The organism is Flectobacillus longus, from assembly GCF_030056705.1.
GTDB classification, from domain to species: Bacteria; Bacteroidota; Bacteroidia; order Cytophagales; family Spirosomataceae; genus Flectobacillus; species Flectobacillus longus.
Genome location: NZ_JASHIC010000004.1, coordinates 281,663 through 306,045, shown reverse-complemented (window position 1 = coordinate 306,045; position 24,383 = coordinate 281,663). Strand labels below are relative to the sequence as shown.

Annotated in this window: 20 protein-coding genes; 11 read left to right on the top strand and 9 right to left on the bottom strand. The window is 36.8% G+C overall.

Going from position 1 to position 24,383, the window contains the following annotated elements; genetic code table 11:
• The first annotated feature begins 289 nt into the window (after nucleotides 1-289).
• Entirely contained in the window at nucleotides 290-2,899 is a 2,610-nt protein-coding gene (locus QM491_RS04120) for a TonB-dependent receptor (protein ID WP_283325968.1), read from the top strand.
• Nucleotides 2,900-3,364: 465 nt separating this feature from the next.
• On the opposite strand, the gene QM491_RS04115 is transcribed toward QM491_RS04120, so the two are convergent.
• Nucleotides 3,365-4,849 carry a Do family serine endopeptidase gene (locus QM491_RS04115; RefSeq protein WP_283325967.1) on the bottom strand — a complete coding sequence of 495 codons (1,485 nt, stop codon included), beginning with the start codon at nucleotides 4,847-4,849 and terminating at the stop codon, nucleotides 3,365-3,367.
• Nucleotides 4,850-5,267: 418 nt separating this feature from the next.
• On the bottom strand, nucleotides 5,268-5,720 hold the full coding sequence (locus tag QM491_RS04110) for an Hsp20/alpha crystallin family protein (RefSeq protein WP_374761245.1): 453 nt from the start codon (nucleotides 5,718-5,720) through the stop codon (nucleotides 5,268-5,270).
• Between the two features lie 345 nt (nucleotides 5,721-6,065).
• Between QM491_RS04110 and QM491_RS04105 the strand changes: the two genes are divergently transcribed.
• Nucleotides 6,066-6,803, top strand: a complete 738-nt coding sequence (locus QM491_RS04105) for a porin family protein (protein ID WP_283325966.1) — start codon at nucleotides 6,066-6,068, stop codon at nucleotides 6,801-6,803.
• Nucleotides 6,804-6,896: 93 nt separating this feature from the next.
• On the opposite strand, the gene lysA is transcribed toward QM491_RS04105, so the two are convergent.
• Nucleotides 6,897-8,141: a diaminopimelate decarboxylase gene (gene lysA / locus QM491_RS04100; protein WP_283325965.1), complete on the bottom strand. Its 1,245-nt coding sequence runs from the start codon at nucleotides 8,139-8,141 to the stop codon at nucleotides 6,897-6,899.
• Nucleotides 8,142-8,300: 159 nt separating this feature from the next.
• Here lysA and QM491_RS04095 point away from each other — a divergent pair, with 159 nt between their 5' ends.
• The 4 genes from QM491_RS04095 to tnpA all read left to right on the top strand — a co-directional run bounded on the left by QM491_RS04095 (nucleotide 8,301) and on the right by tnpA (nucleotide 11,778).
• A complete protein-coding gene (locus QM491_RS04095) occupies nucleotides 8,301-9,620 on the top strand; it encodes an alkaline phosphatase D family protein (protein ID WP_283325964.1) in 1,320 nt (439 codons plus the stop codon).
• A 124-nt stretch (nucleotides 9,621-9,744) separates the two neighbouring features.
• Nucleotides 9,745-10,173 (top strand): OsmC family protein, encoded by a 429-nt coding sequence (locus tag QM491_RS04090; RefSeq protein WP_166579053.1) that lies wholly within the window; start codon nucleotides 9,745-9,747, stop codon nucleotides 10,171-10,173.
• 272 nt (nucleotides 10,174-10,445) lie between these two features.
• The gene (locus tag QM491_RS04085; RefSeq protein WP_283325963.1) at nucleotides 10,446-11,240 is read left to right on the top strand and encodes a thymidylate synthase; all 795 of its coding nucleotides are present in this window, start codon (nucleotides 10,446-10,448) and stop codon (nucleotides 11,238-11,240) included.
• 73 nt (nucleotides 11,241-11,313) lie between these two features.
• Nucleotides 11,314-11,778 (top strand): IS200/IS605 family transposase, encoded by a 465-nt coding sequence (gene tnpA, locus QM491_RS04080; protein WP_283325962.1) that lies wholly within the window; start codon nucleotides 11,314-11,316, stop codon nucleotides 11,776-11,778.
• Nucleotides 11,779-12,120: 342 nt separating this feature from the next.
• Here the strand turns inward: tnpA and gmd are convergent, their stop codons facing one another.
• Entirely contained in the window at nucleotides 12,121-13,185 is a 1,065-nt protein-coding gene (gene gmd, locus QM491_RS04075) for a GDP-mannose 4,6-dehydratase (RefSeq protein ID WP_283325961.1), read from the bottom strand.
• Nucleotides 13,186-13,403: 218 nt separating this feature from the next.
• Nucleotides 13,404-13,994: an SPOR domain-containing protein gene (locus QM491_RS04070; RefSeq protein ID WP_283325960.1), complete on the bottom strand. Its 591-nt coding sequence runs from the start codon at nucleotides 13,992-13,994 to the stop codon at nucleotides 13,404-13,406.
• A gap of 210 nt (nucleotides 13,995-14,204) precedes the next feature.
• Between QM491_RS04070 and murB the strand changes: the two genes are divergently transcribed.
• Both murB and kdsA read left to right on the top strand, forming a co-directional pair.
• Complete coding sequence (gene murB, locus QM491_RS04065) at nucleotides 14,205-15,224, top strand: UDP-N-acetylmuramate dehydrogenase (RefSeq protein WP_283325959.1); 1,020 nt, start codon at nucleotides 14,205-14,207, stop codon at nucleotides 15,222-15,224.
• Between the two features lie 73 nt (nucleotides 15,225-15,297).
• Nucleotides 15,298-16,107 (top strand): 3-deoxy-8-phosphooctulonate synthase, encoded by an 810-nt coding sequence (gene kdsA / locus QM491_RS04060; RefSeq protein ID WP_283325958.1) that lies wholly within the window; start codon nucleotides 15,298-15,300, stop codon nucleotides 16,105-16,107.
• 206 nt (nucleotides 16,108-16,313) lie between these two features.
• On the opposite strand, the gene QM491_RS04055 is transcribed toward kdsA, so the two are convergent.
• Entirely contained in the window at nucleotides 16,314-17,249 is a 936-nt protein-coding gene (locus QM491_RS04055; RefSeq protein ID WP_283325957.1) for a patatin-like phospholipase family protein, read from the bottom strand.
• A gap of 384 nt (nucleotides 17,250-17,633) precedes the next feature.
• Between QM491_RS04055 and QM491_RS04050 the strand changes: the two genes are divergently transcribed.
• Complete coding sequence (locus QM491_RS04050) at nucleotides 17,634-18,608, top strand: polyprenyl synthetase family protein (RefSeq protein WP_283325956.1); 975 nt, start codon at nucleotides 17,634-17,636, stop codon at nucleotides 18,606-18,608.
• 320 nt (nucleotides 18,609-18,928) lie between these two features.
• Here QM491_RS04050 and QM491_RS04045 read toward each other — a convergent pair whose 3' ends face one another.
• Entirely contained in the window at nucleotides 18,929-19,627 is a 699-nt protein-coding gene (locus QM491_RS04045; RefSeq protein WP_283325955.1) for a fatty acid desaturase, read from the bottom strand.
• 65 nt (nucleotides 19,628-19,692) lie between these two features.
• On the opposite strand from QM491_RS04045, the gene QM491_RS04040 reads away from it, so the two are divergent.
• Both QM491_RS04040 and QM491_RS04035 read left to right on the top strand, forming a co-directional pair.
• Nucleotides 19,693-20,244, top strand: a complete 552-nt coding sequence (locus tag QM491_RS04040; RefSeq protein ID WP_283325954.1) for a hypothetical protein — start codon at nucleotides 19,693-19,695, stop codon at nucleotides 20,242-20,244.
• A 175-nt stretch (nucleotides 20,245-20,419) separates the two neighbouring features.
• A complete protein-coding gene (locus tag QM491_RS04035) occupies nucleotides 20,420-21,448 on the top strand; it encodes a PAS domain S-box protein (protein ID WP_283325953.1) in 1,029 nt (342 codons plus the stop codon).
• Here the strand turns inward: QM491_RS04035 and QM491_RS04030 are convergent.
• Together QM491_RS04030 and QM491_RS04025 are read right to left on the bottom strand one after the other, a co-directional pair.
• Nucleotides 21,402-22,679: a DUF2851 family protein gene (locus QM491_RS04030; RefSeq protein WP_283325952.1), complete on the bottom strand. Its 1,278-nt coding sequence runs from the start codon at nucleotides 22,677-22,679 to the stop codon at nucleotides 21,402-21,404. The genes QM491_RS04035 and QM491_RS04030 overlap by 47 nt on opposite strands.
• Nucleotides 22,680-22,851: 172 nt before the next feature.
• Entirely contained in the window at nucleotides 22,852-24,174 is a 1,323-nt protein-coding gene (locus QM491_RS04025; protein WP_283325951.1) for an alpha-L-fucosidase, read from the bottom strand.
• Nucleotides 24,175-24,383 lie beyond the last annotated feature (209 nt).

Below are 24,383 nucleotides of genomic sequence, written 5' to 3'. Positions count from 1 at the left end.
TCTAAGATAGTAGAGCCTGAAAATAAACACCTTGCATGAAGCGAATAAACAAGTCCTTTGATTAATGTTATTCACCGATGAATTATTTTGTTTGGTCGAAAAGTGACCTTATGTCCCATCTTTCAGTGCAACTTTTGTGTTCTAAAACTGTCAATAGGCAATATTTGGGCGAACGTCCATTTATCTTTTAATCGAACCACTGATACTTTTTGTTTATACTTAATTAATACTTATCAACAAATTTGTCATCTATTTGAACATAAAGTTCAGGGCTTTCTAAAATATCATCATGAAAAAAGTTTTATTGTTTTCAGTATTAAGTTTTATAGGGTTTAATACTATGGCGCAGTTCCCTGGTGCGGGAATGGGAGGAGGACAGCGTCAGCAGCCACAACAACAGGCAATACCTGGAACAGCACAAGCTGCGCCAAAAGGGTCTGCAAAAATTGTTGGCTTTGTGATTGATTCGGCAGCTACAAAGGCAGTTGAATTTGCGAGTGTTGCATTATTGAGTAAAACTACCAATAAACCAGTTGACGGTACTGTTGCCGACGAAAAAGGTAAATTTACCATCAATAAAATTGCAGTGGGGGATTATGTTCTTTCAGTGTCTTTCTTAGGTTATCAGTCTAAGAAAATTCCTGTAAAAATTCAGAATAAAAATGACGAAATTGATTTGGGTGTAATTCGTTTGAGTCAGTCAAATCAGGTTTTACAAGAAGTGACTGTAGAAGGTCAAAAAGCAGTTATCGAAGACAAAGTAGACCGTTTGGTGTATAACGCAGAACGTGATGCTACCTCAAAAGGTGGCGATGCTTCAGACGTATTACGTAAAGTACCAATGCTTTCGGTTGACTTAGATGGTAATGTGTCGTTGCGTGGTAGCTCAAATGTTCGTGTATTGATTAACAACAAACCATCGACCATTGTAGCAACAAGTATTGCAGACGCCTTGAAGCAAATTCCTGCTGATATGATTAAGTCGGTAGAAGTAATCACTTCTCCTTCAGCAAAATACGATGCGGAAGGGTCTTCAGGTATTATCAATATCATTACAAAGAAAAACAATTTGCAAGGTTTGACCTTGAACATGGATTCAAGTGTAGGTATTCGTGGTGCAAACCTTTCATTGAATGGAAATTATCGTAAAGGTAATATGGGCTTCTCGTTAGGTGGATTTGGTCGTTCAAACTATAATGTAAATGGTACATTCGAAAACAGCCAACTTACTACTAACAACGGAAAACAAACGTTGAACACTCAGAGTGCTGATACTCGTAGCAATGGTTTGTTTGGTAGCTACCAGTTGGGCTGGGATTGGGATATCAACAAGTATAATGCTATCACGGCATCGGTTCGTTATGGTGTTCGTAATCAAAATAGCTATCAAGACGGACTGTTGAGCCAAAGCTATTCTGCTTCAACATTGATGTCAAAAACTCTTCGTGATGTTAATACAAAAGATTTGTCAGGAACGATTGATGCGAATATCGACTATACTCATACGTTCAAAAAACCACAACAAGAATTTAGTTTGTTGACGCAATTTAGCCGTAACAACCGTACTAATGACTTTGTGAATAATTTGTTGAACTTGACTGATAATAGCGTAACAAGTCGTTTGAAAAACAATAACGATAGTTATAACCAAGAAGTAACAGTTCAGGCAGATTACCAAACGCCAATTACTAAAACACAATTGGTTGAAATTGGTGCTAAAGGAATTTTCAGAACAGTAAATTCAGATTATCAATATTTCACTGCTCAGGGAGCAACAGGTGCTTATGTACCAACTACAAGCTCATCGACAGCATCAAACGTATTTAATTATACTCAAAATATTGCAGCGGCGTACTTATCATATACAGCTACTTTATCAAAATTATATACTTTGAAAGTAGGTGGTCGTTATGAGCACACTGATATTTCTGCAAACTTCAAGAGTGGAGACCAAACTTTGTCAATTCCATCTTATGGAGTATTGGTTCCAAGTTTGAATATCTCTCGTAAGTTGGGTAGTGTAAGTACTTTGAAATTAGGTTTCAACCGTCGTATTCAACGTCCGTCGATTCAGTTCTTGAACCCGAACGTTAATGCTTCAAATCCATTGAATATTTCATCTGGTAATCCTAATTTGAGCCCAGAGTACACAAACAACTACGAATTGACTTTGAATACCTCTATCAAAGGTACATTCTTGACGGTGTCAACTTTTGTACGTAATACAACAGGAAGTATCGAAAGTGTTCGTGATGTAATTGGTGATACTATTCGTACGTCGTACCAAAACATCGGTAAACAAGATGCTTATGGTATGAACGCGTTCGGAAATATCAACTTCTCAAATAAGTTAACCGTTGGTTTGGGTGGAGATGTGTATTATGCAAAATTGGCCAACAATGTGCCAAACCCATTATATAATGCTTCAAACTCAGGTTGGGTAGCTAATTACCGTATTTTTGGTAGCTACAATTTGGGTAATAACTGGGGCTTGCAAGCATTTGGTTTCTATCGCTCAACACAAGTACAGCTACAAGGTTTCCAAGGAGGATTTGGTATCTATAGCTTGAGCGTGAAGAAAGATTTCAAAGACAAGAAAGGAAGTATTGGTTTTGGTGCAGAAAACTTCTTTACACCAAATGGCTTCAAAATTCATAGCGAAATTAACTCACCTATCATTACTCAGAATAGTACTAATACCATGCGTAACATGAACTTCAAGATTAACTTCAGTTATCGTATTGGTAAAATGTCGTTCGACGCTCCAAAACGCAAGAAATCAGTTAGTAATGATGACTTGAAAGATGGCGGTGGCGATAATAACGGCGGCGGTAATGGTGGCGGTCAGTCTCAAGGCGGTGGCAGTATGCCAAGCGGAGGCGGTGGTCGTCCAAGATAGTACGGTGATTATTTAGTTATCATAAATTCGAAAATGCTCAATCATTAGAAAATTGACCTGAGTGCTAGATAATTACAACAAATTGATGTTAGTAATGAATAAAATTCCCCAGTTGTTCGACTGGGGAATTTTTTTTAGTGAGGAGTTGTCCTTGCCTAAATAAAATTATATTAATACGCATTAAACATTAGGCAAAAATCTATTCATGCTTTTATGACGAACACTTTTTACTTTTAGGTTACTGTGCCTATTATCGGTAAAAGAAAATGGTCTTAATTGCCTCGTTATAAGTTCTGTACTAGCGATAATTTCGTAGCAATTATTATTGCGAAGGTTTCCAAGCTATTTCTGATTTTGAAACTATTACCTCTTTCCGAAATCGAAAATCCCATATCCACAATAGCAAAAAAATCCCCTACCCGCAAGAGCAAGTAGGGGAATATACAATCAGTCAAAATTACATTATTAAAGAACGATTACGTAGTAGTAACGAGTGCCGTCCATATCTACACCCTCGATTTTTACACGACCTTTACGGTTTTGTAATAAATCAGCTGCTTCCTTGGCATCTTTTACTGCTTTGTCATCGATTTTTGAAATAATCAAACCGCTTTCTACACCTTGATAACCCAAACGACCTTCTGGATTTACATCTGTTAATTTAACACCACCTGAAAGTTTCAATTTGGCTTTTTCTGCTTCTGAAAGGTTGGCGATTTTAGCTCCAAGATATTCACTAGCAATAACAGCACCAGCAGATTCACCTTTTACAATGTTGGTGTTGCCATCTTTATTTTTCAAAACAACATTGAAATCTTTTGTAGCACCATCACGGTTTACAGTTACAACCACTGTTTCGCCTGGACGCTTACGACCTACTAATTCCATTAGTTTTGAGCTTGATTTCGTTTCAACGCCATCTACTTTTACGATTACGTCATTTACTTTCAAGCCTGCTGCTTGCGCAGAGCTACTATTAGCAAAACCACCAACATATACTCCTTCGTTTACTTTCAAGCCTTTTTCTTCAGCTACTTTGCCTGATACATCTTGGATACTTACGCCTAAGTAACCACGTTGTACATTACCATACTTAATCAAATCAGCAGATACTTTTTTTACAATACTTACAGGTACTGCAAACGAATATCCTGCAAACTGACCTGTACGGCTGTAAATCGCAGTATTGATACCGATTAGTTCACCTTTTAAGTTTACCAAAGCACCACCTGAGTTTCCTGGGTTTACCGCTGCATCTGTTTGGATAAACGATTCAAGTGGATTTACATCTTCTTTATCACGGTCGATAATATTTTGACGACCTTTTGCTGATACGATACCAGCCGTTACCGTTGACTCAAGATTGAAAGGGTTACCTACTGCCAATACCCATTCGCCAACTCTCAAAGCATCAGAATCACCGAATGTTAAAAATGGCAAATTCGTAGCTTTTACTTGAATTACTGCCAAGTCGGTAGAAGGGTCAGTACTTACTACTTTAGCCTTCAATTCGCGCTTATCGCCAAGGATTACAGTTACTTCATCGGCATCTTGCACTACGTGGTTATTAGTTACGATATAACCATCAGCACTGATAATTACACCAGAGCCAGAAGCTTCTTGCGCTTCAGGTTGACGACGACGCCCACCGCCCAAATCTCCAAATCCGAAGAAATCTTCAAATGGATCTACCATTTGACGGTTTACCTGACGAGTCATTTTTGTTTTGATATGGACAACCGCAGGCGTAGCTTTTTCTGCTGCGAAAGTAAATTCTGTTAATGAACCTGCCGCCGCTCCATTATTCGACACCATGCGAGTAAAGGCAGATGGAGTATCTGAAAATACAGCGTCAGATGAAGACTTTTCGATGAATAACTTATAGGCTCCGAGCGTGGTCGCACTGCTCAAAGCACCAACGATGGCAAGGGTTTTTAAATTATTGTTCATTTCCATTTTGAATAAAGTGTTTTTAATGTGAACCAGACTCGTACTTTATTTCCTAAACGGTCTAGTGGAATAGATTGTTTTGTTGAAATTTGTAGCTGTTGGCTCTTGTTTACTTAAGCTTTTTTGAAAAATTATTAGCTTGTATTTTTGAGCCTCTAACAAGTAAACTAACTGAGCGAGTTTTTTTGATTTCACTACGCTAATTTAACGCAAAATCGATATTCAAGGTGCACACATTAAAGGCATTTTAACATATTTTAAGATTTCGAGTATTTTTGGGATTTCGTTAGATAAAAAAAGAAGGGAATACCCATCCAACTATTTCTCGAAATTGAAAAAGAGTTAGGGATATTCCCCCAATATTGAATTTAAAAAGAGGCAATATTCTATGCTTCTTTCGTGCTTCAAATTTTACTAATTACAAAACCGCAATCTCTTTCACTGCTGGTTTGAGCTCTTCTTTTTTCGGTAATCCTACATGAAGAATACCGTCTGTATAAGTAGCTTCAATCTTTTCGCCATCTACATTTTTAGGTAACGTAAATGTGCGTTGGAATTGGTTATAGTTAAATTCCTGACGAGTATATTTTTCGGTTTTTTCCTCCTGTTGTTGTTCCTGAACTGCTGATATCGTCAAGCGATTTTCGTGAAGACTCAATTTGAAATTTTCTTTTTTCAAGCCTGGTGCTGCTACTTCAATTTCAAACCCTGCTTCTGATTCTTTTACATTGACCGCTGGAATTGATTGATACAATGAATTATGGAAATGTGCTTTTGGTAACATGGTGTCAAATTGTTTAAAAAGGTTATTGAAATCGTTGTTGAAATTTGAATTTCTTTTTACTGCTGGGTTTAGTCTTACGAATGTCATGGCTGTAAATGTTTTTTTATTTTGTTAATTGAAAAAATCACTTTAAAAGAACTACCACTTGTTGCGGTGGTATTATTTTTTTTACAAGTTCTATACCAATTGAAAAATAAAGACATTTTGTCATGTATTGATATGGTTTATGTATATTTATACTGACAAAATGACTATTTTTGTATTTTGAGCATATAAAAAATGTCAGTCGTTTGTATTTTTATTGATTATCATTTTTGAAAAAAAACTACTTTAGCTTAATTTTTGCTATAATCATAGAACGTCTTATTGCCAAGAGCCAGTTGAAACCAATAGAATGGCTCAATAAATCAACTAACACACAACATAAAATATATGTATCAACTAAAATCTTTACTTACTGCCTGTTTTATCTTGCTAGTTGCTCAACAAAATATTTGGGGACAACAAAAAAAGAATACAGAAACTACAAAGTCTGTGAAAAATGTAAAGTCTGAGACGCCCAATAATGTAAGCGTCAAGCAGTCGACAGGACCACAATCTAATTTGCAAGGATTCAAGGCCAATAAAATGTCTACCAGAGACGGACGTTTTGGAGTGCCAGAAGAAATCGCTCCAGACAGATTTGGATTAAGAGGAGGAATAGGGCAGGTAATTCTTTTTGAAGGAGAGCAATCAGATTTGATTCCAACTTTTGAAATCGGTGCTTTTGCCAATATCGGTTTTACACCAAGAAGCCGTTTCCAACCTGAAATCTATTACCAGTCAAAAGCAACACAAAAAAATGATATCACTCTCCATATGAATATGCTCAATATTCCCTTATTGTATCAATATCGTTTTGGGTATGATGCTAAGAGTTTTTTTATTGAACTTGGACCTTACGTTTCTTATCTGACCAGTATGAGCTATTTTTCTTCTTCTGTCAATAATACGATTGATTTGAGCGGATTATCTTTTGGTGATCGAGTGGAAATGGGAGTAGTGGCAGGAGCAGGATACCGCTTCGACAAGCGATGGTTTGTAGATTTGAGAGCTAATTATGGTTTGAAAAAAATCAAAGATTTCAACAATTTTGCGACCGTATCGCTTGGGGTAGGATACGGGTTTTAGAACAATAAATCGTGTAGAATTTAGAGTGAGGAGATTGATTGTTTTCTTTTTCAGAATATAATCAATCTCCTCACTCTAAATTTATATTTCATTTTATATGTCTACTTCTACCGTATTACGTAAAATATCATCAAAATTCTCGCGACGACGAATCAATTTTGCTTCACCATTTATCACCAACACCTCCGCAGGGCGAATACGAGAATTGTATTGTGACGACATCGAGAAACAATATGCACCTGCATTTTTCATCGCAATAATATCACCTTTGTTGACAGTATTAATACGACGCTCACTTTGTTGACCCTCAGCCGACCAACTAAAAGTATCCGTTTCGCAGATATATCCTACCACACGATAATCATCTTGCTGGCTATCATCCTTATTAGAAGCATTGAAAATATCATGATAAGCGCCATACATCATCGGACGACCCAGATGATTCAAACCTGAGTTGACACACACAAAAGTCTTGATTGGATCTTTTTTAACGGTATTTGCTGTAGTCAAAAATGTTCCAGCCTCACTAACCAAAAATTTGCCAGGCTCAAACCATAATTGTAATGGACGACCATACTCTTGGCAGAAATTCAAAAATGCCGAACTCAAAACCGCACCCAATTCTGCCATGTTTGTGGTAATATCTCCGTCTTTGTAAGCCACTTTAAATCCACCACCCAAATCAATGATTTCTAAATCTTTGAAATCTTTAGCCATTTCCAAAATAGCTGAAGCTGCTTGCGTAAAAGCATCTGCATTTTTGACATCAGAACCTGTATGCTGATGTAAGCCAATGATTTTCATATCATACTTTTTCACAATGTCTAAAATTTGGTCTTTCTGATGAATCGAAATACCGAACTTAGATTCAGGGTGAGCCGTCATGATTTTTTCGTTACCACCTCCAAATACGTGAGGTTTGATACGAATCAAAGCACCTTTTTTGTTGCCATACAATTTTCCAAAGGCTTCTAGTACATCCAAGTTATCGAGATTGATACGTGCACCAATTTCAGCTGCCAACTCAATTTCATCAAACGAAACACCACTTGGTGTAAAGGTAATTTGTGCACCCTCATATCCAGCCATCAATGCCAAACGCAGTTCTTCAGGAGATACCACGTCGATTTCGACCCCATGTTTGCGCATGAGTTTTAGGATAGATAAATTGGTGTTAGCTTTACAAGCGTATTTTATCTTTATATTAACATCTTTGAATGAATCACGAAGAATGCCTATTTTTTCGATAATTTTGTTGGCGTCATATACATATAAAGGCGTATCAAATTTTTCGGCCAACTCTGTCAATTGAATCCCTTGGATGTCGTAATAATGCATTTTTTTGCTATTGTTAAATTCTATTTGTGCCTTTTGTGATAAATTAACAAAATATATATGCCGTTTAGATAGAAATTCAGAATACTATTTTGTCATTGTTTTCAATAAAAGCTAAATACAAAGATACCCCAATCTTATCACCAACTAAAAACATCCCTCATGAAAAAATTCTTATTATTCATTTTATTATTTCAAATAGTACAGTTTGCAGTCACAGCGCAGATTCAGTGTGGGCCTATGGTGGGCTATTCTGAAATGAAAGAAGTAATGCTTTGGGTACAAACACAAAAGCCTTCAAAAGTGAAATTTGTGTATTGGGATAAGGAAAACCCAGCTATCAAATACAGCACCGCTGAAGCTATTACCAACAAACATGATGGAAATGTAGCCAAGCTGGTTTGTGACCAAGTAACAATGGGCAAAAAATACGATTATGAAGTTTGGGTAAATGGCAAAAAAGTAGCACGTAATTATCCACTTTCGTTTCAGTCGCAAGAATTGTGGCAATATCGTAAAGACCCAGCCAATTTTAAGTTTGCTTTTGGTAGCTGTAACTATATCAACGAACCAGAAACAGACCGTCCTGGACGTCCTTATGGTGGTTATCAAGAAATCTTTAGTGCGATTTATCAAAAACAGCCCGATTTTATGATGTGGGGCGGTGACAATTTCTATTACCGTGAGCCAGATTGGAATACTCGCACAGGGATGATTCACCGCAATACTCATTCAAGAAGTATTCCTGAAATACAACCATTATTGGGTAGTGTTCACCATTATGCGATTTGGGACGACCACGATTATGGTCCAAACGATGCTGACCGCTCTTTCTGGAATAAAGATATGTCCTTAGAAATGTTCAAGCTTTTTTGGGCAAACCCTAATTATATTTTCGAGAATGAAGCTTGTACAGGTACTTTCCAATGGAATGATGTTCAGTTCTTTATGTTAGATAACCGTTGGTTCCGCACACCCAATGACAACCATACAGGAGATAGAGCGTTTTTAGGTCAAAAACAAATCAACTGGTTAATAGACGCACTTACAGGAAGTAAAGCGACTTTCAAATTCATCGTTTGCGGTGGGCAAGTTGTTAATCCAGCTAAGGTATTCGAGAATATGGCAACGTATGATGCAGAAAGAGCCGACCTTTTGAAGAAAATTGCAGATGCTAAAGTGCCAGGCGTATTTTTCTTGACTGGCGACCGTCATCATACTTGTTTACAGAAATTAGAAAGAGCAGGGAATCTTTATCCTTTGTATGATTTGACAATTTCGCCATTTACTTCTGGTCCGTCAAAACCTATTAAAGACGAAAATAATTCACCAATTGTTGACGGTACATTATACACAGAACGTAACTTTGCAATCTGTGAAGTAACAGGACCGTTGAAAGACAGAGTTTTGAAAATCACAGTGTACGATACCAAAGGAACACAAGTTTGGGATAAGGATATTCATGCCAATGAGCTGAAATAGAGGTTTATTAGGCGTGTTTGTTCTCCAGCCCATCTATTGGGGCACTAAGTGGTATCGGTTTCTGTTATACCAAAAAGAGATAGAGTTTTCAAAAATTCTATCCATCATTTAATTATCGAGAACCATGCAAGTAGAATTAGTTAGAGTAGATGATGCTTTCCATTTTGAAGCATCAGGAATGTCAGGAGTACCTGTACACATCGATGCAGCCGAAAATATAGGTGGTACCAACTCAGGTGCGCGTCCAATGGAACTTTTGTTGATGGGTTTAGGTGGCTGTACAGCCATTGATGTAATTTTGATTTTGAAAAAACAACGCCAACGTATCGACGACCTTAAAATCTCGGTATCGGGCGAACGTGTCAAAATCGAAGGAACTGAAATGACTCCATTCCGTAGTATCAATATCCATTTTGCTATGAAAGGCAATATTACAGAAGCAAAAGCTCAAAAAGCGATTGAATTGTCAATGGAAAAATACTGCTCTGCAACAGCTCAATTGAGCCCTTCGGCTACTATTACGCACACTTATAGCATTGATTTTGCTGAATAGATTTAACTTGTTTGCATTAGGAATTAGGCAACAGGCACTAGGCAAAGAGATTTAACAACTATAGATATGCTTTTGCCGAAAGCCAAATAGTTGAATCACTAACTTAGAAATACCATCGACAAAACCCTTGCTGACTTTGGTCAAGCAAGGGTTTTGTGCTAATTTTGGGGTCATTTTGAGAAAAAATCAACCAGAAATTATCCTAAAAATATTGAATCAATGCACTTCCTATTGATGTTGCTTCAATATCAGCTATAAATACTTATTATCCCATGCAACAGTATCACGATTTACTCCAACATATTATGGACAACGGTGCGGTAAAAACAGACCGTACTGGTACAGGAACAAAAAGTGTATTTGGTTATCAAATGCGTTTTAACCTTCAAGAGGGTTTTCCGATGGTAACTACTAAAAAAGTACACCTAAAATCGATTATCCACGAATTGTTGTGGTTTATTCAAGGTGATACCAATACCAAATATCTAAAAGATCATGGTGTGAGCATTTGGGACGAATGGGCCAACGAAAACGGCGATTTAGGTCCTGTATATGGCAAACAGTGGAGAAGCTGGACAGCGCCAAATGGTAAGGTGATCGACCAATTGAAAGAGGTGATTGATACCTTGAAAAAAAGCCCAGATTCACGTCGTATCATTGTTAGTGCATGGAATGTAGGAGAATTATCAGAAATGGCATTGATGCCTTGTCATGCATTATTCCAGTTTTATGTAGCTGATAACAAACTTTCGTGCCAATTGTACCAACGTAGTGCCGACGTATTTTTGGGTGTACCATTCAATATTGCTTCTTACGCCCTTTTGACAATGATGGTAGCACAAGTTTGCGATTTAGAACTTGGTGATTTTATCTGGACAGGTGGCGATACGCACATCTATTCAAATCACTACGAGCAAGTGGCTACGCAGCTTTCACGTGATATTCGTCCATTACCAACTATGAAAATTAATCCAGAAGTGAAAGATATCTTCTCATTCAAATTTGAAGACTTTACTTTGGAAAACTATAACCCACACCCAGCGATTAAAGCTCCTGTTGCGGTTTAAGTAATTACTGGTTTACCTAAGGTCATGATTTGATCAAACCTTAGGTATTTTTTGACTACAAGATTCTACACTAATGGCAAACACCTATTCTCAAGTGAATATTCATTATGTATTTGCAGTGAAAGGACGAGAAAATATCATATCCAAAGCTCTTCAAAAGAGGTTATTTGAATACATTTCTGGTATTCTATCTGGTAAGAATGCTTATCCACTAGCTGTTGGAGGATGGAAAGACCATATTCATATTTTATTTGAGCTTCCCACAGATAAAAACATTGCAGAGATTGTAAGAGAAGTAAAAGCCTCATCAACGAATTGGATTAATTCGTTGGGTTTGATTAAAGGCAAATTTTCTTGGCAAGCAGGGTATGGGGCATTCTCCTATACAAAATCACAGAGAAATAATGTTATAAATTATATTCTCAATCAAGAGCAACATCATCGTGTAAAAACTTTTAAAGAAGAATATTTAGAGATATTACAAAAGTTTGAGATTGATTTTAATGAACAATTTGTATTTGAATTTTACGAAGAATAAAACCATTACGACTTTAGCTCAATTGGAATGATATAGAAATATCGTGAGTTCTGTCACCCCTACGGGGTTCTTGATTATTCGGCATGGATTATTTTATCTACCAAACTGTCGCTCCTACGGAGCTGATTCTATCGGAAAAATTGCTGAAATATAGAAAAGATTTTTTGTGGAAAGTTAGTGTCCAATTCATCATTCTCAGCCCCGTAGGGGCGTAAGTTTGGTAGTATATAAGAGAGTGTAGACTAGTCTAAAAAGCCCCATCGGGGCGACAGAGTTATAGCATAAAAAGTAAAAAGCGGAAATCAAGAAATTGGTTTCCGCTTTTTACTTTTATCTTAAAATCTATTTTGAAAACAGCGCAACGTCTGCTTGCATCATATCGTCTACGAGAGCATTCAAGTCAAATTTTGGTTTCCAGTTCAACTTGGTTTGAGCTTTGGTTGGGTCACCAATCAACAACTCTACTTCTGTTGGGCGGAAATAACGTGGGTCAATTGCTACAACTTCTGTTCCGACAGCTACTTGATAAGCAGGGTTTGAACAAGATTTAACGATACCTTTTTCGTCGATACCTTCGCCTGTAAACTCTACTTCGATACCAACGAATGCAAATGCCATACGTACAAACTCACGTACACGTGTTGTGATTCCTGTCGCAATTACGTAATCTTCTGGCGTATCTTGTTGCAAAATCAGCCACATTGCTTCTACATAATCTTTGGCATGTCCCCAGTCACGTTGAGCATCCAAGTTTCCAAGATATAGTTTATCTTGTTGTCCTAAAGCAATTTGAGCTACAGCACGTGTGATTTTACGAGTTACGAAAGTTTCGCCACGTAATGGTGATTCGTGGTTAAACAAAATACCATTCACCGCAAACATATCATAAGCTTCACGATAGTTTACCGTAATCCAATAACCATATAATTTGGCTACTGCGTAAGGTGAACGAGGGTAAAATGGTGTATTTTCTGATTGTGGCACTTCTTGTACCAAACCATAAAGTTCAGAAGTGGAAGCTTGATAAATTTTAGTTTTTTTCGTTAAACCAAGCAAACGTACAGCCTCTAAAATACGTAAGGTACCAATTCCATCTACCTGAGCTGTGTACTCTGGTTCGTCGAATGAAACTTTTACGTGCGACATCGCCCCTAGGTTATAAATCTCGTCGGGCTGCACTTCTTGAATAATACGAATGATATTGGTAGAATCACTCAAATCGCCATAATGCAAAATAAATTTTACATCTCCTTTGTGTAAATCTTCATACAAATGGTCGATTCTTTGTGTATTTATCAACGAACTACGGCGTTTGATACCATGAACTTCGTAACCTTTCGAGAGGAGCAACTCTGCCAAATAGGCTCCGTCTTGTCCTGTAATACCTGTAATTAGGGCTTTTTTCATTTATAAAATTAGAATACGTTATTTCAATTTTGCCATTTGCCGATTAAGCATCTTGCAAAAATAATAAATCCATTCACCAATCTCAAAGTTTTTACTTACTGGTTAGTAGATGGTTAAAATTTATACGTAGTTAAACGATGATTGTCACGGTCTAAATAGTACTTTTCAAAGAAAGGAAGTTGCTTGGAAGTGTCGTAATATACTTCTTTCCTAAAACCTTATTTCACAAACATTCCTTTTTTGATTTCTACTTTATCTGGTAAAATCAAGGCGCTGGGGTACGTCTCTTTAATAGAGGCAAAGTACCTTTCAGCATCCATTCTGTTTAAAAAATCTCCTACTTTTACTTTGTAAACAGGTTGTTGAAATGTCAAATACGGAAAAATTTCTGGATAGGTCTGATAAGTATACACCTTGGCATCGTCGGCCGACTTGCGGTCATTTCCGACATATATCTGAATGCGAAAGCCGTTTGCAAACTTGATATTTTTGTTTTGCGAGGCAATAGTATCCAAAATAGGGTCTAAGCGCTTATTGATATATAATGCTACATCTCGATTGTCGAAAATAATTTTAGAGGCTTTGGCCGAATTTAAGACCTGATTAGACTCATCTGGATCTTTGAATTTTGGACGAAAACTAGACAAGTCTTGCTGGAAAACTTGGTGTTCGATGCGACCTGTTTCTCCACTTTTTGTTTTACTAGCCGACATACCTGTTTGGGTCGAAGCGGTTGGGCTTTGCGAAGCACAAGCAGAAGTCAACAAAAGTATTCCATAAAAACCTACTACTCCGATGTATTTTTTCATATAATTTGCTCAGGATTATAATGACTTAATTTTTGCGAAAGGTTATCAATACCAGCCAAGATTAGAATAAAGGATTAGAATTGCAATAGATAACTCAGACGGAAGTCTTGCCAAAGATACAATTTTATTAAAATAATTGAAAAGCACCTTACTCATTGTAACTTTGCTTTACGTTTATTTTAAATTTTCATTCGTTCCAACAACAACCTAATGAATATTCAAGAAAATATTCCTTTAAAAGCCTACAATACCTTTGGGCTTGATGCTACAGCACAATTTTTTACTGAGGTCAAAACAGTCGAAGCATTGGTAGAAGTTTTATCACTAGAAACTTTCAAAGATACCCCAAAACTATTTTTGGGCGGTGGTAGCAATATTTTATTGACAAAAGATTTTGAAGGATTGGTAATTAAAATTGATATTCAGGGAGTTACTAAAGTAAATGAAGACGAAACACATGTGTATCTACAGGCAGGAGCAGGTGTGGTTTGGCATGAGTTTGTATTACATTGTATTGAGAATGGCTGGGCTGGTGTCGAAAACCTTTCGTTGATTCCTGGCACGGTGGGCGCTGCACCAATGCAAAATATTGGAGCTTATGGAATAGAAATCAAAGATGTTTTTGAAAAACTAGAAGCGCTCAATTTAAAAACGCTCGAAATAGAAACCTTTACCTTAGAGCAATGTCATTTTGGTTATCGAGAAAGTATTTTTAAGAACTCTCACAAAAATCAATATGTTATTGTTAATGTAACGTTTAGACTTAGTAAAACGCCCAACTTTCATGTCGAATATGGCGCCATTAAAGACACTTTGAAAGAAATGGGTATTGAAAAACTCAGTATCAAAGCTATTAGCGATGCAGTGATTCATATTCGTCAGAGTAAATTGCCTAATCCTGCTGAAATAGGCAATTCGGGTAGTTTTTTCAAAAATCCAGAAATACCCAAAGCGCAGTTTGATACGTTAAAAGAAAAATTTCCACATATTGTTTCGTTTCCGAGTGTAAATCCTGAGTTAATTAAAGTACCCGCAGGCTGGCTTATTGAGCAAGCTGGTTGGAAGGGCTACAGAGATGGACAAATAGGAGTACACGCCAAGCAAGCTCTCGTACTTGTAAACCATGGTGGGGGAAATGGCAAAGCGATTAAAGAATTAGCCTATAAAATTCAAGATTCGGTCAAAGAAAAATTCGGTATTTTGCTACATCCAGAGGTGAATTTTATATAAGATTAAGCGTTATAACGATACGATCACTAATAGAACTCAATCAAAGTTTTTCTCCCAAAAACAAATATCCAACATGAATATTCCCAAATTAAAAAACTTAGATAAAAATAATTTCTTCTTAATGGCAGGTAGTTGTGCCATCGAGAATCGTGATTTGGCTTTTGAAATTGCTGAAAAAATAAAAGGGATTACTGACCAATTTGGTATTCCATTTATTTTCAAAGGTTCATACCGTAAAGCAAACCGTACAAAATTGAACTCTTTTACAGGTATCGGGGATATTCCTGCCTTGGAAATCTTGAAAGAAGTGGGCGAGTATTATGACCTTCCTACGGTAACAGATATTCATGAGTCTGACGAAGCGGCTATGGCAGCTCCGTATGTAGATGTATTACAAATTCCAGCATTTCTGTGCCGTCAGACAGACCTTTTGGCTGCTGCTGCCAAGACAGGTAAAGCTGTAAACATTAAAAAAGGACAGTTTATGTCTGGTCCTTCTATGGGATTTGCTGTAGAGAAGGTATTGCACGAAAACCCTAATGCTCAGGTATTTTTGACAGACCGTGGTAACTCTTTTGGCTATGGTGACTTGGTGGTTGATTATCGCAATATTCCTGAAATGCAAGCTCATGGTGTTCCAGTGGTGATGGATTGTACTCACTCGTTGCAACAACCAAACCAAGGAACTGGTGTAACAGGTGGCAAGCCCCAATTGATTGAAACTATTGCCAAAGCAGCTATTGCTGTAGGAGCAGAGGGTTTGTTTATTGAAACGCACCCTAATCCAGCTATTGCTAAATCTGATGGAGCCAATATGTTGCCATTAGACAAACTAGAAGCTTTATTAGAAAAATTAGTACGAGTTAGACAAGCCATTGTTTAAACATGGTTCAGTTCTAACTGAGTGAAAATTGATTGCTTCACCAGTAGAAACGCAAAGCATTGCGTCTCTACTGGTGAATTTCTTCTTAAAATAATCACTAAATCACTCATTCAGCAATCACTCAATTGGTAGTGATTCATCTCTTTGTGAAAAAGCTGTTTACATACGCTCAAACAACGGATATACCAGTAATAAATAACCTTCCCTTAATAATTCTTCATTTCATCTCTTCCTTGTTGGTAGCCTAATAAAATTAGTCTTTCAATATCGTCTTTGTCAAATGACTGTATGTCGATATTTAAGGGCTGTTGAGGGCGAATAATTTTTAATTTGATTCTTTTTTGACCTTTCAAAATGCCTGAAGTAGCACAGCTTCCATCTTCGGGTAAACATTCATTTCTGAACTCCGCCCAGTCCAAATCGGCATTGAGACATTCGTTTACGGCAATATCCATTACTCTATCAACCAATGCCAATAAGTTTCCGTAAGGAAAATACCCGCCGTCGAGCTTACGAGTGTGGCAGGCGATACATACAATCTCATCTGCACCATCGTCAATAGCTTTTTTGACTGGAGCTACATCGCGCATACCCCCGTCCAGAAAAGCCATTTTTTTGTGATCACCAATATTGATAACAGGCATCAAAATTGGAATAGCCGACGATGCCATCACATAATCTAAAAAATGCTCATAACTAGGGTCAGCATAAATCATATTGCCGTTGATAATATCAACTGCACCAACTTTCAGTGATACAGGACTTGCATTGAGATTGCGAAGATGAATATTGTTATGGAGTATTTCTTTGAGTGGGGTTGTATCTAATAAACCTTCAAAGTTTCTTCTAATAGCGCTTAATCCCAATTCGTAAGTACCACGGCGTAAAGCCAAAGAATCTGGGGTTGTGATATTATTTGCCCAAAATTGAGATAAATCTAAGGCTGTTTCAGTGTAGTCAATAATACCATTCTCGAGCATTTGTCTACCCATGGCATTGACCAAATAGGACGCATTCATACTTCCTGCCGAAACCCCATAAATAGCATCTGGATAAAAACCAGACTCAAATACCGCACGAACAACCCCTGTTTGATAAGCCCCTTTGACAGAACCACCTGCCAATACTAATATTTTACTCATAGTGGTGTTTCAATATTCTTGGTTCATAGTTAAATAATTAGGTAACTTTGGAAAGAAAAAAGATATTCGTTTTTGAAAAATATTTTTTACTTTATTATACAAGCAATAATAGCTAAAGTTGTTAATAATCAATAGAATACTTGCTGTTTTTTAGAAATATTTATCTCAAAGTTTACATTTTTTACCTTCTATTTCCTTTTTACGAATAGGTTTTTGAAGGGAAAAAACTAAAACTTTTAACAAACTAAAATACAGTTTTTATGTTATAAAGTCAGGTTAAAGTACCTGTTTTTTATCTAAATCGACTAATTTGCGTCGTAATTAAGAACGGTGCCTGTCTTTGTCATAAAATATACCCAAACTAGGTGCCCAGCAATTGAACAAATGTCTTTATCAATCAAGGAAATACAAGCTCCCATCGCTGCCGAAATGGATGCCTTTGAAGGCAAATTTCGACAGTTTATGAAAACTAAAGTGATGCTGTTGGACACAATCATGAATTATATTGTCCAGCGCAAAGGGAAACAACTCCGTCCAATGTTTGTATTTTTGTCGGCGGGAGTATTTGGTAAAATCACAGAAGAAACCTATCGTGGCGCAGCGCTTATCGAGCTTCTTCACACGGCTACGCTTGTGCATGACGATGTGGTGGACGATTCTAATTATCGTCGTGGTTTTTTCTCCGTAAATGCTCTCTGGAAAAACAAAATTGCGGTATTGGTAGGGGATTATCTACTATCGAAAGGATTGCTCCTATCGATAGATCACGGCGATTTTGAGATGCTGAAAATCGTTTCGACGGCCGTTCGTGAAATGTCAGAAGGAGAACTTTTACAAATAGAGAAAGCTCGGAAGTTGGATATTACCGAAGATATTTATTTTGAAATTATTCGTCAGAAAACAGCTACATTAATAGCCGCTTGTTGTGCTGCTGGAATGTCGTCGGCAGGAGCCAATGCCGAAACGGTAGAAAAAGCAAGGCTATTTGGCGAAAAAGTTGGTATTGCTTTCCAAATTAAAGATGACCTTTTTGATTACGGAGATGCCGAAATAGGTAAACCTTTAGGCATTGACATAAAGGAAAAGAAAATGACTTTGCCTTTGATATATGCCCTCAATCAGGCTGATTGGAGTACCAAGCGTCATGTAATCAATACGATTAAGAATGATTCTGAAAATCCTAAAAAGGTAGCGGAGGTGATTGATTTTGTGAAGAAGTCAGGAGGTTTGCAATATGCTACTGAAGTAATGCAAAATATTGTTCGCGAAGCGCTAGCTATTTTGGATTCATTCCCCGATTCTATTTACCGCACATCGTTGGCAGGGTTGGTGCAGTTTACGATAGAACGAGCTAAATAGTCAAGTCTTCATTTAGTGAATGGTGGTTGAGTGAATTAGTGATAATTTTTATGTGATTTATACTTTTAGAGACCCAATACTTTGTCTCTAAAAGATATCATTCTGAAATACAGCATCAAATATGAGTCATCCCAAATTTTGTGACTAGGATGATTCTATAAATTTCAAAAAAAGCGCTCGAAAATTATTTTTCGAGCGCTTTTTTTGATACTACTATGCTGTTTTTTACTCGGCTTAAGACGCGAAGCATTGCAGAATACAAATTTTAAAATAAACACTCATTCACTCAATCTCAATTCACTCAATCAAGGGTAAATCAGCTACTTGGATTCAGTCTTTTCTTTGGCGTCTGCCAGTTTCCACCAAGGCAAATAGGGGTAAGCATGATGTTCATGATGGTATCCAAAAAAGTAGCAGGAGAAAAAGGCTATCCAGTGATTTAGCCCTTGACTTCGAGCTTTATGTTTATCTGTTGGGCTGTGTTCACCTCGATGTGGCAAATATGTGCCAAAATAAAATAATTGCAGAGTGCTTATGATAGCAGGTATTTCCCAAAACAGAATTAGATTCCACATAGGAAAGACTAATTTGAGTAAATTATAGGTAACTGCCATTAGTATGATTTGCCATATAGTGACATATTCTAGGGCAAACTTAAGATACCATCGAAAAAAGTTGCCATCATAATAATCGGGGTCTTGCTCACTTACCGAATGCTTGTGGTGTAAATGATGCTTGGCACTTAGCTTATTGTAATTATTGAAGGCAAACAAAGTGGCGCAAAGCCAGCCAATCCAATAATTAACCTTTGGGCGATGTGGCATCACTACACCATGAATGGCATCATGTGCAGTAATAAATACACCTGTGTAAAGGTGTGTTTGTACCAGTAACCCAAGATATATCACTGGGTCGTCGAATCGCACTGGATAATGTAGAAAATACCAAAGATTTGCACCCCACAAGAGTAAAATCAGAGCGGCATAATATAAACCTTTATAATTTTTGAGTGAGTTCATATTGGTTAAACAAGTAAGCCTATAACTTTGTTACAAACATCAAATGTAAAGTTAATCCTATTTTCATGGCTAAAATTGAAAAAAATCTCCAACAAGCTATTCTTGATTTATCTCAAAAAGAAAAAGATAAACTTTTGATTCGCTTGATTGGAAAAGATAAATTACTGATTGAAAAATTCGAGTTTGAATTACTAGAAGCAGGAGAAACCTTGCAAGAACGCAGGACAGATTTGCATGAGGCATTTGAAATGATGTATCATTCTTATATAACATCTCCTAAAGCATTGCTTTATGAAATTCGAAAAATGAGTAGTGCTATCACACGTCACCTCAAGATTACGAAAGATAAATATGGAGAAGTTGAGCTCACAATTGCACTTATTAAAGGGTGTTTTGAGCACAATACCTATATAGTTGAGAAATATAGTTCTTATGCAGATGCCTTATTGCAATATTTAGCCAAGAGAACAGAGGCTGTGGTTAAAAAAGCCGAAAAACTACATCCAGATGAACAGTTTGATTTTCATGAAAACCTTAACTTACTTCTACAGTATAATTATGAGTATGCTACCGCTTACTATGCGAAGGAGTTAAAATTGCCCAAAAAATTTGATTAATTAGTATATTTCGCATGAAAATGAGTCTAGTTGTATTACTATTTGCGAGAAAGGGCTACTTTTATAAAAACGTACCAACCCCAGCTCAGCTTCAATAAACCGCTAATTTTTGATGAATTATAATTGCCTTACTCTTCTATCTTGATAGAAGCTTAGAACTAACATACGCACAATTATGTCGAAAGTTGTTGATGCTATTAAGAACTCTAACTATCTGTACGTTGTAAAAATCGACCTAGAAGGTTTTATCACGTATGTGTCACCGCATTTCCAGAAGCGATTTGAGTACTTAAATAAAAGTTTGGTGGGAGTATTTAGTATGGATACTATTTACGCTGAGGACCATCCAAAATGCGCTGAAACTGTACAGCTTTGTTTGTCTCAGCCTGAAAAGCCTTTTCCTGTTATTTTAAGAAAACCCTATTCTACTAACAGTTTTTTATGGACTCAGTGGGAATTTACATTACTGTTAGACGCCAACCACGAACCACATGAAATATTGTGTATTGGGCATGACATTACCCATGTAGAAGAGCTTAACGAACAGACTGTCAGCATAAATGCCATGCTGTTGGAGAATCAAACCAAATACAGTAATATCTTTGAGCTATCACCTGTTGGTATTGCTGTCAACTCGATGGATGGCCAATATCTTGAAGTAAATACAGCTTTGCTTCAAATGACAGGGTATTCCAAAGAAGAGCTCCTGTCTTTGAGTTATTGGGACTTAACACCTGTTTCTTTTGAAGAACAAGAGCAAGAACAGATAAGAAACTTACATAACTCAGGAAGTTATGGGCCTTATGAGAAAGAGTATATCCACAAAAATGGACATACTATACCGATTTTATTACATGGAAGACTTGTTATTGACAAGCATGGAAAACCTCGTATTTGGTCAATCATTCAAGATATAAGTAAAGTAAAAGAACGTGAGCAGATTATTATAGACCAGAACTCCAAACTCAAAGATATTGCTTATACTCAATCACATGTGATTAGACACCCTGTGGCAAATATCTTGGGAGCTGTAGATTTATTGGAAAACGAAGTAATACCTCCTAGTATTCAACTATTGGTAGAAATGCTTAAAATAAGTGCACAACAACTAGATGATATTATTCGTCAGACAGTCTTAAAATCAAGAGCGCTCGAAACTAACGAAGAAGAAATAAGCCGACTTCACACGAGAGACAGTGCTTAGTTTTGCAAAAACTTTTCATCCATTCCAAAGCACCCTGTGAATCAGCCGCATTTTTGATAGGTAAGTTGAGTTCTTGCCAAATATCTAGAATATGGTTTTTCTCAGGGTGTATGCCTTCTAGCATGACAATAGCCTTATCTATCAATATTTGTTCATTTTTATATCTTCCATAGCCTGCCATCAAGGGCACAACGGTATTGATAAGGATATTTTCAAAGGAGCTCTTTCCAAAACTTTTTACTTTCGTCTCAGTAGATTTTCCGAAGCGATAATGATTTTCCCAGTAAGGAGAGGTGTTGATTCTAAAAAGTGATTCTATGGTTTGAGTATCTTTAAAGTAAATCATTAATGAAAAAAGAGTGGCATTTTTCCCAATTAATGCCGCCCATTGCGCTAATCTGAGCGTTGGAAAGTTGGCAGGTCGCATTCTCAAAAACTTCCATTCATGTTTTTCAATAACAGGTTTTAGCTGATATTTTGCAGACAAAAACTTAAATTCCTGTTTTAATCTTTGTTGATAGTCATCATTTTCCTCAATTATTTCCAATAAACCTGCTACGCCAAATACCATGGCTTCTATCTGAAATAGGCTATCGCGATGCTTATGAATACATTTCAGGGGTAAATTTTCGGCTAGTCTCACAAAAGGTTCGGCATTGACCACAAAACCAAAATTTTTGGCTAATAATCTATAAGCTACATCTTCCCAGTCTTGATTACATTTGGCAAAAATCTCCATGATATGATTAGCTTTTTGTTCAAGCCTGAGCAATAATGCTTTGTCTAACATTCCTATTTTTCGGATAAATGGCACTTCCTCAAATTGCCCTTGACAGAGAATTTGGGTAGATCTTGCCATAAAATCAGAATAGGATTGTAGCAAATGTGTATCAACGAGATCTTTTACCACCAAGGTGGGCATTATTGTGTCATCGTATCGATACACTTCGCGGTCATTTTCCCAAACTACGTGTAAGATGACATTGCCATAAGATTGGTCATGTTGATGTGTATGTTGTTCCCAGTCCGAAGATTTGAGGTGTATTTCCACACTTCCTATCCATTCGACCTCTCCAATTTGAATATGTGCTTCTAAGAAATCAGCTCCAGCATGAGCGTTGTGATAGCCAACTTTCAGTACCTGAATAGGCTCAGCTTGTGTGCTTAGTAGAGAAAGGCTATTAAACTTTTGAAATTGCCAAACATGGTGTAAAAAGGCTTCTTGCATCATTATGAGGTGTTTGATAGATTAAGAACTAAAAGTTTGTAGTAAAAATAAATAAATCTATTAAAATGCTCTATTTTTAGTAATACTTTCTCTGTGTCTTTTTCAAAAAAATAGGGAATGGTGCTCAAAACACCATTCCCTATAAAATCAAACGCTTAAATGTGATAAGGAAATCTTACTTTTCCAACTCAATCACAGTGTCTAATTCATCTCGCTGTGCTGGATTGATATCAAAAACAACGAAGTTGTTATCCAATTTTTGGAACTTCACAGGTGTGCCTGATTTAAAATATTTAGCCGTTTTGAAAGCTACAGGTATTTTAATCATCCACTTATCTTCTTTTTGTTTTAGTAAATGAAGATATACTTTATTGCCTTTTTCGGTTACAGCACCCCAATCTTGCGGACGAACAAACCCACCTTGTGTACCATAAATCGTAGAGCCATAGATTTTCATAAAATCACCAACCTTCGTCAATCTTTCTACAAATTCTGGTTGAATCTCGCCATTTGGCATTGGACCAACATTCAACAAAAAGTTGGCACCGTATCCTGCCGCTCTAACCAAGTAATCAACCAACTCTTTAGGAGTTTTGTAGCTGTTGTCTTTGATATTATATCCCCATGAGCCATTGAGTGTTTCGCAAGTTTCGATGGGTAATTTACCAATTTCTTGTCCCGACAAACCTGATTTGTTTTCGCCAGGAAGGTCACGCTCAAACATCTGGAAATCTTCGCCATCAATTGGTAATAAATGGTGGTTATTACCAATCAAACATTGTGGTTGAAGTTTGTGAATCAGTGAATAAATTTCGTCATATTTCCAGTCAATTTTAGATTGTAACGTTTTATCATGATCGTTGTCTAATTGATCCCAATGGCCATCAAACCAGATAGTGGATACCTCACCATATTTGGTAAGTAGCTCGGTAAGTTGATTTTTCATAAACTGCAAGTAGCTGGCATAATTACTTTTTTCAGTGCGACCAGTACCTTTACCTGTTTTACCAGTTTCATAAGGATAATCGGTGCGATACCAATCCAATAGCGAATAATAAAAGCATATTTTGATACCTTGTTTATGACATTCATCGGCGATTTCTTTAACAATATCTCTTTTAAAAGGGGTGTTTGCAATGCCCCAATCTGAATATTGCGTATGAAAATTACTAAAGCCGTCGTGGTGGCGAGTAATAAGGGTAATATATTTCATACCAGCATTTTTGGCAATGCCTACCCATGTTTTTGCATCAAAATCCACTGGATTAAAAGCTCTTTGGAGTCTTTGATAATCTTTTATTTTAATATTTTTGTTGTTCATAACCCATTCACCATCGCCCAAAACGCTTGATGCGCCCCAGTGGATAAACATACCAAAGCGAGCTTCGTCAAATTCTTGACGAGCTTTGAGGTTTTCGGGACTAGGCACATATTTTTGTGCAAAAATGGATGCTGTTGCTAGAAAACAACATAATAAAGCAGTTGTAATTTTTTTCATGTTTTATAATAGTTTGTAAAGATAATTTGGTGTTTTTAAAAGATATTTTTATCAAAAAATACCTATACATTTATAAAATAGCGATAATGATAAATAGTGAAGTAAGACTGTAACAAAGTTTGCAAGCCATTTGGGATTTTTGATTTCGGTAATGAAGTGAAATACCTGTATTTTTTACAAAATATAATTTTTAAAAGTAGTTTACACTT

Coding starts and splice junctions, on each gene's coding strand:
- QM491_RS04120 (WP_283325968.1), top strand. CDS start 290: ATGAAAAAAGTTTTATTGTTTTCAGTATTAAGTTTTATAGGGTTTAAT.
- QM491_RS04115 (WP_283325967.1), bottom strand. CDS start 4,849: ATGAACAATAATTTAAAAACCCTTGCCATCGTTGGTGCTTTGAGCAGT.
- QM491_RS04110 (WP_374761245.1), bottom strand. CDS start 5,720: ATGACATTCGTAAGACTAAACCCAGCAGTAAAAAGAAATTCAAATTTC.
- QM491_RS04105 (WP_283325966.1), top strand. CDS start 6,066: ATGTATCAACTAAAATCTTTACTTACTGCCTGTTTTATCTTGCTAGTT.
- lysA (WP_283325965.1), bottom strand. CDS start 8,141: ATGCATTATTACGACATCCAAGGGATTCAATTGACAGAGTTGGCCGAA.
- QM491_RS04095 (WP_283325964.1), top strand. CDS start 8,301: ATGAAAAAATTCTTATTATTCATTTTATTATTTCAAATAGTACAGTTT.
- QM491_RS04090 (WP_166579053.1), top strand. CDS start 9,745: ATGCAAGTAGAATTAGTTAGAGTAGATGATGCTTTCCATTTTGAAGCA.
- QM491_RS04085 (WP_283325963.1), top strand. CDS start 10,446: ATGCAACAGTATCACGATTTACTCCAACATATTATGGACAACGGTGCG.
- tnpA (WP_283325962.1), top strand. CDS start 11,314: ATGGCAAACACCTATTCTCAAGTGAATATTCATTATGTATTTGCAGTG.
- gmd (WP_283325961.1), bottom strand. CDS start 13,185: ATGAAAAAAGCCCTAATTACAGGTATTACAGGACAAGACGGAGCCTAT.
- QM491_RS04070 (WP_283325960.1), bottom strand. CDS start 13,994: ATGAAAAAATACATCGGAGTAGTAGGTTTTTATGGAATACTTTTGTTG.
- murB (WP_283325959.1), top strand. CDS start 14,205: ATGAATATTCAAGAAAATATTCCTTTAAAAGCCTACAATACCTTTGGG.
- kdsA (WP_283325958.1), top strand. CDS start 15,298: ATGAATATTCCCAAATTAAAAAACTTAGATAAAAATAATTTCTTCTTA.
- QM491_RS04055 (WP_283325957.1), bottom strand. CDS start 17,249: ATGAGTAAAATATTAGTATTGGCAGGTGGTTCTGTCAAAGGGGCTTAT.
- QM491_RS04050 (WP_283325956.1), top strand. CDS start 17,634: ATGTCTTTATCAATCAAGGAAATACAAGCTCCCATCGCTGCCGAAATG.
- QM491_RS04045 (WP_283325955.1), bottom strand. CDS start 19,627: ATGAACTCACTCAAAAATTATAAAGGTTTATATTATGCCGCTCTGATT.
- QM491_RS04040 (WP_283325954.1), top strand. CDS start 19,693: ATGGCTAAAATTGAAAAAAATCTCCAACAAGCTATTCTTGATTTATCT.
- QM491_RS04035 (WP_283325953.1), top strand. CDS start 20,420: ATGTCGAAAGTTGTTGATGCTATTAAGAACTCTAACTATCTGTACGTT.
- QM491_RS04030 (WP_283325952.1), bottom strand. CDS start 22,679: ATGATGCAAGAAGCCTTTTTACACCATGTTTGGCAATTTCAAAAGTTT.
- QM491_RS04025 (WP_283325951.1), bottom strand. CDS start 24,174: ATGAAAAAAATTACAACTGCTTTATTATGTTGTTTTCTAGCAACAGCA.